Here is an 11,253-nt window from a genome sequence, read left to right as displayed (position 1 = left end):
ACTGCAGGGGGGACCCTGTGGGAGAGTAGGACGCCGCCGAACAATCATTGTAGAAAGCCCCGTACCGGGTATCCGGTACGGGGCTTTTCTGCGTTTACGGGCATCTTTTGCATAGGGTCGGGGTCATGGGCTACGACCTCGTCATCTTCGACAACGACGGCGTGCTGGTGGACAGCGAGCCGGTCGCCAACAGCATCCTCGCCGGGTACCTGACCGAGCTGGGGCACCCCACCTCGTACGAGGACTCGATCCGCGACTACATGGGTGCTGCCGTGCACCGAGTGCACGATCTCGTACTCGAGCGGACCGGGGAGCGGCTGCCCGCCGCGTTCGATGCGACCCTGCACGCGCGGACGTTCGCCGCGTTCGAGCGGGAGTTGACGCCCGTCGCCGGCGTGGTGGACGTACTTGGAGCGCTGACCGCCCACGGGGTGCCGTACTGCCTGGCCTCCTCCGGGAGCCACGAGCGGATCCGGGTCGGGCACCGGGCGGCCGGGCTCGACGGGTGGTTCGAAGAGGAGTGGATCTTCAGCTCGCAGGACGTGGGCAAGGGGAAGCCCGCTCCCGATCTGTTCCTGCACGCGGCCCGGGCCATGGGCGTCGAGCCGTCGCGGTGCGTGGTGATCGAGGACAGCCCGCTCGGGGTGCAGGCCGCCGTCGCCGCCGGGATGGACGTGTACGGGTTCACCGGGATGATGCCTGCCGAGCGGCTGGCCGGGGCCACCGGTTTCTTCGGGGAGATGAAGGAGCTGACGGGGCTTCTGGAACTGCCTGTGTGATCTCTCTACCCACGGGTAGCCCACGGGCCTACGCTGTGCCGCCATGACAGAAGACGTACGGCTGCGCCGGGGCCGGGGCTCCCTGGGGTTCAGCTTCTTCGTGCAGGGCGTGACCTTCGCCCTCCTCGTGACGCGGATCCCCGCCATCCAGGACCGGTACGGGATATCCGACGGGCTGCTGCCGGCATTCCTCGCCGCCGTGCCGGTTCTCGCCGGGGTCTCCAGCGTCGCCACCGAGCACCTCGTGAAGCGGGTCGGGCCCGCCGCCGTACTGCGGTGGGCGCAGCCGCTGGTCCTGCTCTCCCTGCTGGGGGTCGGGGCCGGCAGCACGATGTGGCATGTGGCGGTGGCCCTGGGGGCGTTCGGGCTGTCCGTCGGCGCGCTGGACGCCTCGATGAACATGCTCGGGGTCAGCCTGCAGCGGGCGTACGGGCGCAGCATCATGCTCGGCTTCCACGCCGCGTACAGCCTCGGCGGGATCGTCGGGGCGTCCGCGGCCTGGGCCGGGGCGCACTGGCATCTGTCGCTGTTCTCCTCGTACCTGCCGGCGGTGGTGGTGCTGCTGCCGCTCGCCTTCTACGGGAGCCGGTTCTACGTCGGCCGGAGCGGCGAGGGGGAAGTCCCGGATAAGGGGCTGGGGGCCGGCGGGTTCAAGCTGCTGCTGCCGCTGTGCCTGGTGATGGCGTGTGCGTACATCGGGGACTCGACCGTCTCGAACTGGAGCGCCAAGTACCTCCAGGACGTGCTGGGGAGCTCGGAGCAGCTGGCGACGGTCCCGTACAACGTGTACATGGTGACCACGCTGATCGGGCGGGCCGTCGGGGACCTGGGTGTGCGGCGCTTCGGGGCGGTGACCGTCGTACGGATCGGGACGCTGGTCGCGGCCGCCGGGTTCGCGGTGGTGGCGGCGGCGCCCGGGGCGTGGGCGGGGATGCTCGGGTTCACGCTGCTGGGGATCGGGCTGTGCGTGATCGTGCCGCAGACCTTCGCGGCCGCGGGGCGCCTCTTCCCGGGGGCTTCCGATACGGCCATCGCGCGGCTGAACATCTTCAACTACGTCGGCTTCCTGATCGGATCGCCGCTCGTCGGCGGGATCGGGGACGCCTGGAGCTACCGGGGCGCGATGCTCGTGCCGATGGCGCTGGTGCTGGTGACACTCTTCCACGCCCGTTCGTTCGGCTCGGAGGGCGCCCGATACGGTGTCGGGCATGAGCGGCCGCGGGTTGTTGATGTGGGACGAGGCGGTAACGAGGTATGACTTCGGACCGAGCCATCCGATGGACCCGGTGCGCCTGGCGCTGACCATGGGCCTGGTGCGTGCCTTCGGGCTGGACCGGGAGATGGAGGTACGGGCGGCCCGCGCGGCGGGGGACTCCACGCTGCGGCTGGTCCACCGGGAGGACTACGTGGCCGCGGTGCGCGTGGTGTCCGCGGATCCGGAGGTGGCCGACGGGTCGTACGGGCTGGGGACGATGGACGATCCGGCCTTCCACGGGATGCACGAGGCGTCGGCGCTGATCGCGGGCCAGTCGGTGGCGGCCGCGGAGGCGGTCTGGCACGGAGAGGCCGAGCACGCGGTGAACTTCGCGGGCGGGCTGCACCATGCGATGCCGGGTGGGGCCGCCGGGTTCTGCGTGTACAACGACGCGGCGCTGGCGATTGCGCGGCTGCTGGAGCTGGGGGCCGAGCGGGTCGCGTACGTGGATGTGGACGTGCACCACGGGGACGGGGTCCAGGCGGCGTTCTGGGACGACCCGCGGGTGCTGACGGTCTCGCTGCACGAGCATCCGCGGACGCTGTTCCCGCAGACCGGCTGGCCGGAGGAGACGGGCGGGCCGGCCGCGGCGGGCTCGGCGGTGAATGTGGCGCTGCCCGCCGGGACCGGGGACGAGGGGTGGCTTCGGGCCTTCCATGCGACGGTGCCCGAGCTGCTGGAGGACTTCCGGCCACAGGTGCTGGTGACCCAGCACGGGGCGGACACGCATTTCGAGGACCCCCTGGCGCATCTCGCGGTGTCGCTGGATGCGCAGCGGGCGGTGCAGGAGGCGTGTCACCGGCTCGCGCACGAGCATGCGGGGGGCCGTTGGCTGGCGCTGGGCGGCGGCGGGTACGCGGTCGTGGACGTCGTACCGCGGTCGTGGACGCATCTGGTGGGCATCGCGGCGCACCATCCGGTCGATCCGGAGTCGGCGGTGCCGGAGGCGTGGCGGGACGAGGTGTACGCGCGGACGCGGCAGCCGGCGCCGGCCCGGATGACGGACGGGCGGGCGGTCGCGTGGCGGGACTGGGAGGCTGGCTACGATCCGGCCGACCGGATCGATCAGGCCGTTCTGGCGACCCGGCGGGCGGTGTTCCCGTTGCGTGGCCTGCTCACGTAAAGCGGCTGGAAGGCCTGGGAGCGGTGATGCGTCGTTACGCCAGGTGTTACGCCAAGTGTGGGGCTGTTCGCCGGAATTGATGATCCGCCAGGTCGGGTGCGGCAGCATCGGAGGGTGTTGAGCACCGGCGCGCTGCGTGCGCATCTGCTGGCCGCCCGGTTGGCCGGGCCCGTCGCCACCTCGCGGGAGGAGAGCCTGCGCAGTTACCGGCTGTTCGCGGCGCGGGATCCGCGGGTGCTGCTGGGGCTGGAACCGGAGTGGGGCTGGGGCGAGGGTGACCTGCTGAGGCTGATGGCGGACAAGTGCGGGGTCTCGGCGGATCCTGCGCACGTCAGCGGGCCGGACGTGATCGATCCGGAGCTGACGCTGGCGGCGTTGGAGGCGTTCGCGGAGCGGCTGCGCGAGGCGGCCGGGGCGCGGTCGCCGGTGTTGTTCGGGACGGGACATCCGCACCGTCTCCTGGGGTTCTACGCCAGTTTGGCGCGGGCCCTGTCGGCGGTGGGATGTGTTGTGCTCACTCCGGCGCAGGGGGCGGGTGTCGACATGGCGACCCGGTTCGGCGTACGCAGGCACAGCATCGATTACGTACGGGGAGTCGCGTTGGTGCGGGAACCCGGCGCGCGGCCGCCGGGGAGTGCAACCGGCGTGCACAGCCATTCACCCCTGCCGGTTCGGATCGCGCTCGGGGCGCTCGCGGAGGCCGGCGGGCCGTTGCCGGAATTGGTGGTGGGTGATCACGGGTGGGTCTGCGGCGCAGGTCAGCTCGGTGTGGAGGCGATCGGGCTGGCGGATACGGACGACCCGGCGCTGTTCGTCGGCGAGGCGGAGGGGCGGGTGGCGGTGGCTGTTCCGCTTGATGACGCGGTGCGCGCGGACTACTACAGACCGCTCATTCGGTATCTACTCGATCGGGCGAGTCTGCCGGGTGCGCAGGAGTGGCCGTAGCTCCTCTTCCCCACTCGTATCACACGCCCCTACTCTGGGAGTGAGCGTGCGACGACGAGGAGTAACCGGAGGGGAAGCCGGTGCCCGTCATGCGCGGAAGGTCAAGGTGTGTCATGGCTGCTGGCGAGAGGCCTCTCAGTGAGGTTCAGTTCCTGACCGTGGCGGAGGTCGCCTCGGTGATGCGAGTGTCGAAGATGACCGTGTACCGCCTGGTGCACAACGGTCATCTGCCCGCAATCCGGGTGGGCCGGTCCTTCCGGGTCCCCGAGAACGCGGTTCACGAGTACCTCCGAGAGTCCTATGTGGGGGTGGAGTCGGCCTGAGACTGAAGCTCCGGCGAACTCTCCGAACCCCTCGGATTACAGGCTAAGAGCTCGGACGGGTAGGCTAGGCCGACGTAGGTCGTGTGGGCCCAGACGCCCCGCACCGTTCCCCGCTGACGCGGGGATGTTCCGAGAAGTGAGCGAGGGTAGTCGTGGGCTCTGTTATCAAGAAGCGGCGTAAGCGGATGGCTAAGAAGAAGCACCGCAAGCTGCTCAAGCGCACCCGCGTCCAGCGCCGTAACAAGAAGTAAACGGCAGCTGTACGTGTTCTCCGCAGCCCCTCCACCATTCTTTGGTGGAGGGGCTGCGGTGTAGCCGGGGACGACGAGGAAGGCGCTGAGCTCGTGGGGAAGGTCGTGCTCGTTACCGGGGCAGCCCGGCAGCTGGGGGGCCGCTTCGTGCGGCGGGTCCAGCGTGATCCTGAGGTCGAGCGGGTCATCGCGGTCGACGCGGTCGCGCCGCCGCACCGGCTGGGCTCGGCGGAGTTCGTCCGTACGGACATCCGGCAGTCGTCCATCGCCCGGGTGCTCGCCGAGCACGCCGTGGACACGGTGGTCCATCTCGCCGTGACCGGGAGCGGAGCAGGGCCGGGCGGCACGGGGAGCGCCGTCAAGGAGACCAACGTCATCGGGACGATGCAGCTGCTGGGGGCCTGCCAGAAGTCGCCGACGGTACGGCGGCTGGTGGTGAAGTCCAGTACGAGCGTGTACGGGGGCGCCTCGCGGGATCCGGCCGTTTTCACGGAGACCACGCACCCCAAGTCGCTGCCGGCGGCAGGCTTCGCCAAGGACGCCGTCGAGGTCGAGTCGTACGTACGGGGCTTCGCGCGCAGGCGGCCCGACGTGGCGGTGTGCGTGCTGCGGTTCGCGAACATCCTGGGGCCGTACGCGGATTCCTCGCTCGCCGAGTACTTCTCGATGTCCGTGATGCCGACGGTGCTGGGGTACGACCCGCGGCTGCAGTTCGTCCACGAGGACGACGTGCTGGACGTGCTGCGGCTGGCGGCGGCGGAGCCCCAGCGCGGGACGCTGAACAGCGGGACCTTCAACATCGCGGGTGACGGGGTGCTGCTGCTGTCGCAGTGCGCCCGGCGGCTGGGGCGGCCGACGGTGCCGCTGCTGCTGCCCGCGGTGACGTGGGTGGGGTCGGTGCTGCGGGCGGTGGGGGTCACCGATTTCTCGCCGGAGCAGATCAGACTCCTCACGCACGGGCGGGTCGTGGAGACGTCCCAGATGCGGGAGGTGCTGGGATTCAAGCCTATGTACACGACCGCCGAGACCTTCGCCGATTTCGCGCGCAGCCGGGGGAACGGGCTGCTGCCGCCGGAGCGCGCGGGGCAGGCCGTGGACCGGGTTGCCGGAATGTTGAACGTGAACGTCGGGGTTGCCGGATCCGAAGAGGGAGCGCAGCGATAGTGGCGGACGCCAAGGTCATTCCGTTCGACGAGGACCGGCCCCGCCGGCGGGGCGCCGGGACCCGGAGAGTACGGGCGGTGCCCGCGCCGGAGCCGGTGGCCGAGGCCGCGGAGGCGGCCGTGCCGGAGTCCGCTCCCGTGAAGTCCGGCGGCGCCGCATGGGACCGGCGGATCGCCGGCGGGCTGGCGTTCCTGCGGCGGCGGGTCACCGGGGACTACGAGGTCGACGAGTTCGGCTACGACAAGGAGCTGACGGACCAGGTCCTGATGTCCCTGATGCGGCCGCTGTTCGACAAGTACTTCCGGGTCGAGGTCAAGGGCATCGAGAACATCCCGGCCGAGGGCGGGGCGCTGATCGTGGCGAACCACTCCGGGACGCTGCCGCTGGACGGGCTGATGATGCAGGTGGCGGTCCACGACCACCACCCGGCGCAGCGGCACCTTCGGCTGCTGGCGGCGGACCTGGTGTTCATGCTGCCGGTGGTGAACGAGCTGGCGCGCAAGGCCGGGCACACGCTGGCGTGCTCGGAGGACGCGCAGCGGCTGCTCGAGGCGGGGGAACTGGTCGGGGTGATGCCGGAGGGCTTCAAGGGGATAGGGAAGCCGTTCGGAGACCGGTACAAGCTCCAGCGGTTCGGGCGGGGCGGGTTCGTGTCGACGGCGCTGCGGGCGGGGACGCCGATCGTGCCGTGCTCGATCGTGGGGGCGGAGGAGATCTACCCGATGGTCGGCAACGCGAAGACGCTGGCGCGGCTGCTGGGGGTTCCGTACTTCCCGATCACGCCGACGTTCCCGTGGCTGGGGCCGCTGGGCGCGGTGCCGCTGCCGACGAAGTGGACGATCCAGTTCGGCGAGCCGATCGCGACGGACGCGTATCCGCCGGAGGCGGCGGAGGACCCGATGCTGATGTTCAACCTGACGGACGAGGTCCGCGAGCAGATCCAGCACACGCTGTACAAGCTGCTGGTGCAGCGGCGGTCCGTGTTCTTCTGAGTGGGTTGAGCTGCGGGCGTGATGCCGCCCGGGCGTAGCCGGCGGACGGAGTCCGGCGCAGTCGGCCGAAGCCCGCGGAGCGGTGCGTGGCCGGCAGGCGGAGGGGCCAAGCTGCTGGTGCAGCGGCGGTCCGTGTTCTTCTGAGTTCGTTTCATGGTGCAGGCCCTCACCCCGTTCGGGGGTGAGGGCCTGCGGCCGTTCCGGGTCCTACTTGGAGTCCTCCGCCTTCAGGCCCAGGCCCGGCAGGAGGCCTGGGAGCAGGGGCGGCAGGGTGATGTCCGGCTGTACGTGCTCCGGGGAGGACGATGCCCCTGGGGTGTTCTGACCCGCGGGCGGTTGCAGGAGGTCGCCCGTGCCGCCCAGGAGGCCGCCGCCGGGAGCCGGTGAAGGCTTGGCGCCGGTGGTCGTGGGCGCGGTCGGGCTGGCCGATGGCGCGCCCGCCGCCGGTGCGGACTGGTGCTGCCCACCCGGAGCGCTCGGCTTGGCCGGGGTACCGGAGACGCCGCGGGTCTGCTCCGGGGCCTTCGGGAGCAGGCTCTGGAGGGGCGCCACGTCATCGTCTATGGCCTGGAAGACCGACTCGACCTCCCCGCCCACGTCGGTGAGCTGCGCCGGGAGCTTCTCCCGGAGCCGGCCCCACGCGTCGCGGTGCGAGCGGGAGAACGACGACAGCGCCTGGATCGGGCCGAGCGAGCCGTCCCGTTGGTAGGCCGCCTGGAGGAGCCGGTGGCCCTCCGCCGCGTCGTGCTTCATGCCCGCGAGGGCCCGGCGGATCTCGCCGAGCGACTCGTGGTCCAGTACGCCCGTCCGGCCGCGCTCCATCAGCCTGCGGGCTTCCGACAGGCGGTTGGAGGCCTGGTCGAGGTAGAGCTCGCCGCGGTCCGAGTCCTCGCCGGCCATGCCGAGCTTCAGGTCCTCCATGCCCCGTTTGATCGGGTAGAGGGAGTCACCGGGCAGGGCGTCCGTGCTGGCAGCGGCCACGCCGCTGAAGGCCCCCGCGGCCACACCTACGGTGAGGCCGCCCGCTGCGATGCCCTTGGACCAGCGGGAGCGGGGTCGCAATTTCCGGAGCGAGGTCGCCCGGTGGGCGCCGCGGCCGGTCCGCTGCTCGGGCACTTGAGGGTCCGAGGCGGCACGGCCCCCGGCCCTCTCTTCCATCACCATGGCCTCCATGGCGGCAACGAGCTGGGCTCGTTGCACCACTTTGACCTCGGGGTCCAGCACCGGGCGCGGCATTCTTTCGCCGAACACGCTCGCCAGGGCCAACAACCGGTCGTGGTCGGCAGGTTCGGCAGGTGCCTCGGACTGCTCGGCCGCCGGGTCCGGTTCCGAAAGGTCGGATGGGGTCCGATCCTCCAGGGCCTGGGCGAAGGCGTTCGCCCGCCGGTGCGGAGTCACGTTCGCGATCACTGGCGGCACCTCCTCTCGTCATGACGATCGACTCCCCTAGGTGTCCGGAAGGTTGCCTTCCTTGAGCACATCCACACTTTCGAGTGAGCGGCTTCGGGTAAGGCGTGTCCACAGGGAGCCTGCATTCCGCACAACGAGCGGCGCGGCACTTGGGTTACGGACGAAGGATGATCGGACCACAGCGTCATCGAGGGGTCACCGGTTGTGTGGATTGTCAGGAGGGTCGGAAGGCGCGGGGGGTCTGCGGGGTGTGGGGGGAGTCGCAGGGTGAGGCACCGGGCGGCGGTGCGGGGCCGGGCGGAGGTCAGCGGGCGTCGTCCGGGAGCAGGCGGGCCAGGGTGCGGACCGCCCGGTACTGGAGCGTCTTGATGGCGCCCTCGTTCTTCCCCATCACCCGGGCGGTCTCGGCGACCGACAGGCCTTGGAGGAACCGCAGGGTCACGCACTCCTGCTGCTGGGGATTGAGCTTGCGTACGGCTTCCAGCAGGGCGGCGTTGGAGAGGGACTCCAGGACCGAGTCCTCGGGGGATCGTTCCACCTCGTTCGCGTCCAGCATCTCGCCCGTGGTCACTTCCAGACGGAAGCGGCTGGACTTGAAGTGGTCCGCGACCAGGTTGCGGGCGATCGTGACGAGCCAGGCGCCGAAGTCGCGGCCCTGCCAGGTGAAGGTGGAGATGCGGCGCAGCGCGCGCAGGAAGGTCTCACTGGTGAGATCCTCCGCGGTCGCCTTGCCGCCGACGCGGTAGTAGATGTAGCGGTAGACCGTGTCGCTGTACTGGTCGTACAGCCGGCCGAAGGCCTCGGCCTCGCCGGCCTGGGCGCGTTCGACCAGGTCCATCATGCGGGCCTGGTCGCTGTCCGCGGTGGGGCGGCGTGCGGCGGGCGCGCTCGTACCGGCGGCGCCGGTGCCTCCCCCCGTGCGACCGCGTCTGCCCACCGTCGCGCCGCCGTCGGTCAGGGCATAGCAAGGACCGGCCGGGCCGAGGCCGGCAGGGACCGCGGCGGCGAAGGCGGGGACGGCGTACGCGGTGGGGACGAAGCCGCGCAGGTGGTCGAGGACCGTTGCGCGCAGCGTAGCCAGGCCCGAGGCGTCAACCCCGACAGGTGGGTACACGGGACTCCCAGAGGCAGAGCTTCCATCACGTGCAGTGCGAAACCGTTCACCCGTCGTGGCGACAGATGGGCGGTGGCATGCGTTTGAGGAGAATAACGCTTCGTACAGGCAGCGCTACACCCAGTTGCTCAAATCACCGATTCCGACACTTCTGTTGCGTGTCGAAGGCATATTCAGTCGCAGTTGGTGATCGATTCTTGATCGGTTGAATACGCGGAATGGACGCTTCCACGCTGGCTCGCGACCGAGTCGGGCATGTGGGAGTGCCGCGCGGGGCGCGGGGGTAGAAGTGGGGGAATGCCTGCGGCGCAGCGGGCCGAGAGCCCGCGGGGCGAGGCCCCGGCGGGCCGCAGGGCGGCTCCGGCGCAGGCGGAAGCCGGGCTGCGGCCGGGCGGCGGGGCGGCTGCGGCTACTTGCGGCGGCGGTGCAGGGCGATGGCGGCGGCTGCGCCGCCCGCGATCGCGCCGACGCCGGCGGCGGCCGGGACGCCGACCTTCACGGCCTTGCGGCCGGTCCGATAGTCGCGCAGCCGCCAGTCGTGTGCCCGGGCATGCTTGCGCAGTTTTGTGTCGGGATTGATCGCGTACGGATGCCCGACCAGCGACAGCATCGGAATGTCGTTGTGCGAATCGGAGTACGCCGCGCAGCGTTCGAGGTCGAGGCCTTCGGCGGCGGCCAGCGCGCGGACCGCCTCGGCCTTCGCGGGTCCGTGGAGCGGCTCGCCGACGAGCCGGCCGGTGTAGATGCCGTCGACCGACTCGGCGACCGTGCCGAGCGCACCGGTCAGGCCGAGCCGGCGGGCGATGATCGTGGCGGTCTCCACGGGCGCGGCCGTGACGAGCCAGACCTTCTGGCCGGCGTCGAGGTGGGCCTGGGCGAGGGCGCGGGTGCCCGGCCAGATCCGCTCGGCCATGTACTCGTCGTAGATCTCCTCGCCGATCGCCATGAGTTCGCAGACCTTGTGGCCCTTGACGATGGAGAGGGCGCTGTCGCGGGCGTCCTGCATGTGCTCGGGGTCCTCGACCCCGGCGAGCCGGAACCAGGCCTGCTGCCAGGCGAAGCGGGCGAGTTCGCGGCGGTGGAAGAACTCCCGCTTGTAGAGGCCGCGGCCGAAGTGGAAGATCGCGGCGCCCTGCATGACGGTGTTGTCGAGGTCGAAGAAGGCGGCGGCGAGGTCGTCGCCGGCGACGGGGAACTCGGGCTCGGCCGGTTCCGCTTCCTCGGCTGCCTGCGCCGCGGTCTCCTCGGGGTCGGCCGGCCTTCCGGCCTCCGCCTCGAGGGCCTGCGCGGTCTTGCGGGCGGCTTCGGCCGAGGCCTCGCCTGCCAGCACGCTCCGCGCGGTGGCGGAGCGCCTACGGGGGGTGAGCCATCCCAGAGCGGCCATGACGCGAGCATAGCCATTGTGTTCGGGAGTTCCCGAACCGATGGGGTGCCGGGGGCGTGAACTCTTCGGTGCCGTGGTGTTACGTGGTGGCGCGGGAGAATGGGGGGCATGAGCCCTTTGCTGCGTCGTAAGGAAAAGAAGCGTCCCGGCGAGCGGGTGGTCACGCTCATCGGGAAGCCGGGGTGCCATCTGTGCGATGACGCCCAAGAGGTGATCGAGAAGGTCTGCGCGGAAGTCGGAGCACAGTGGGTGAAGAAGGACATCTCGCAGGACGCGGAGCTCTACCGGCTGCACTGGGAGCAGATCCCGGTGGTGCTGGTGGACGGCGAACAGCACACCTTCTGGAGGGTGAACCCGGACCGGCTGCGTCGCGCATTGGAGGGCTGACCCTCCGGCCGGTTACCATCATGGGCGATTTGTGGGGTCTCGGGGGCGTATCGATGAGGAGTGTGTACCGCTTTGCACCCCTCGGGATTTGAACGGGTTCGGCGTGTTGTGGGTTCCCGTCCTACA

General features: G+C 70.6%; 12 protein-coding genes. 9 read left to right on the top strand and 3 right to left on the bottom strand.

Annotated features, from left to right (window positions below):
• Nucleotides 1–125 precede the first annotated feature (125 nt).
• The 8 genes from AB0M76_RS16970 to AB0M76_RS16935 all read left to right on the top strand — a co-directional run bounded on the left by AB0M76_RS16970 (nt 126) and on the right by AB0M76_RS16935 (nt 6,832).
• On the top strand, nt 126–779 hold the full coding sequence (locus AB0M76_RS16970; protein WP_365953542.1) for an HAD family hydrolase: 654 nt from the start codon (nt 126–128) through the stop codon (nt 777–779).
• A 43-nt stretch (nt 780–822) separates the two neighbouring features.
• Entirely contained in the window at nt 823–2,037 is a 1,215-nt protein-coding gene (locus tag AB0M76_RS16965) for an MFS transporter (RefSeq protein ID WP_365953541.1), read from the top strand.
• The gene (locus AB0M76_RS16960; protein WP_365953540.1) at nt 1,988–3,157 is read left to right on the top strand and encodes an acetoin utilization protein AcuC; all 1,170 of its coding nucleotides are present in this window, start codon (nt 1,988–1,990) and stop codon (nt 3,155–3,157) included. Before AB0M76_RS16965 ends, AB0M76_RS16960 begins: the two co-directional genes overlap by 50 nt.
• A 114-nt stretch (nt 3,158–3,271) precedes the next feature.
• Nucleotides 3,272–4,102, top strand: coding sequence for a phosphatase (locus tag AB0M76_RS16955; protein ID WP_365953539.1), 831 nt, complete (start codon nt 3,272–3,274; stop codon nt 4,100–4,102).
• 113 nt (nt 4,103–4,215) lie between these two features.
• Nucleotides 4,216–4,425 (top strand): helix-turn-helix domain-containing protein, encoded by a 210-nt coding sequence (locus AB0M76_RS16950; protein ID WP_008738568.1) that lies wholly within the window; start codon nt 4,216–4,218, stop codon nt 4,423–4,425.
• A gap of 152 nt (nt 4,426–4,577) precedes the next feature.
• A complete protein-coding gene (locus tag AB0M76_RS16945; protein ID WP_003948845.1) occupies nt 4,578–4,676 on the top strand; it encodes an AURKAIP1/COX24 domain-containing protein in 99 nt (32 codons plus the stop codon).
• 93 nt (nt 4,677–4,769) lie between these two features.
• Nucleotides 4,770–5,840: an NAD-dependent epimerase/dehydratase family protein gene (locus AB0M76_RS16940; RefSeq protein ID WP_365953538.1), complete on the top strand. Its 1,071-nt coding sequence runs from the start codon at nt 4,770–4,772 to the stop codon at nt 5,838–5,840.
• Nucleotides 5,840–6,832: a lysophospholipid acyltransferase family protein gene (locus tag AB0M76_RS16935; protein WP_365953537.1), complete on the top strand. Its 993-nt coding sequence runs from the start codon at nt 5,840–5,842 to the stop codon at nt 6,830–6,832. The genes AB0M76_RS16940 and AB0M76_RS16935 overlap by 1 nt, the downstream gene beginning before the upstream one ends.
• 207 nt (nt 6,833–7,039) lie before the next feature.
• Here the strand turns inward: AB0M76_RS16935 and AB0M76_RS16930 are convergent, their stop codons facing one another.
• The 3 genes from AB0M76_RS16930 to AB0M76_RS16920 all read right to left on the bottom strand — a co-directional run bounded on the left by AB0M76_RS16930 (nt 7,040) and on the right by AB0M76_RS16920 (nt 10,740).
• A complete protein-coding gene (locus AB0M76_RS16930) occupies nt 7,040–8,242 on the bottom strand; it encodes a DUF5667 domain-containing protein (RefSeq protein ID WP_365953536.1) in 1,203 nt (400 codons plus the stop codon).
• Nucleotides 8,243–8,546: 304 nt separating this feature from the next.
• The gene (locus tag AB0M76_RS16925) at nt 8,547–9,356 is read right to left on the bottom strand and encodes an ECF subfamily RNA polymerase sigma factor, BldN family (protein WP_266996372.1); all 810 of its coding nucleotides are present in this window, start codon (nt 9,354–9,356) and stop codon (nt 8,547–8,549) included.
• Between the two features lie 409 nt (nt 9,357–9,765).
• Nucleotides 9,766–10,740, bottom strand: a complete 975-nt coding sequence (locus tag AB0M76_RS16920) for an HAD-IB family hydrolase (RefSeq protein WP_365953535.1) — start codon at nt 10,738–10,740, stop codon at nt 9,766–9,768.
• Between the two features lie 108 nt (nt 10,741–10,848).
• Between AB0M76_RS16920 and AB0M76_RS16915 the strand changes: the two genes are divergently transcribed.
• Nucleotides 10,849–11,127 (top strand): glutaredoxin family protein, encoded by a 279-nt coding sequence (locus AB0M76_RS16915; RefSeq protein ID WP_365953534.1) that lies wholly within the window; start codon nt 10,849–10,851, stop codon nt 11,125–11,127.
• Nucleotides 11,128–11,253: the final 126 nt, after the last annotated feature.

The sequence above is a fragment of the Streptomyces sp. NPDC051364 genome, assembly GCF_040682115.1.
Lineage (GTDB): Bacteria > Actinomycetota > Actinomycetes > Streptomycetales > Streptomycetaceae > Streptomyces.
The sequence above is the reverse complement of the archived record's forward strand: the minus strand, read 5'-3'. Positions and strand labels throughout refer to the sequence as shown.

Bases quoted from the DNA above. Each gene is read 5' to 3' on its own strand.
- AB0M76_RS16970 (WP_365953542.1), top strand. From the start codon at position 126: ATGGGCTACGACCTCGTCATCTTCGACAACGACGGCGTGCTGGTGGAC.
- AB0M76_RS16965 (WP_365953541.1), top strand. From the start codon at position 823: ATGACAGAAGACGTACGGCTGCGCCGGGGCCGGGGCTCCCTGGGGTTC.
- AB0M76_RS16960 (WP_365953540.1), top strand. From the start codon at position 1,988: ATGAGCGGCCGCGGGTTGTTGATGTGGGACGAGGCGGTAACGAGGTAT.
- AB0M76_RS16950 (WP_008738568.1), top strand. From the start codon at position 4,216: ATGGCTGCTGGCGAGAGGCCTCTCAGTGAGGTTCAGTTCCTGACCGTG.
- AB0M76_RS16920 (WP_365953535.1), bottom strand. From the start codon at position 10,740: ATGGCCGCTCTGGGATGGCTCACCCCCCGTAGGCGCTCCGCCACCGCG.
- AB0M76_RS16915 (WP_365953534.1), top strand. From the start codon at position 10,849: ATGAGCCCTTTGCTGCGTCGTAAGGAAAAGAAGCGTCCCGGCGAGCGG.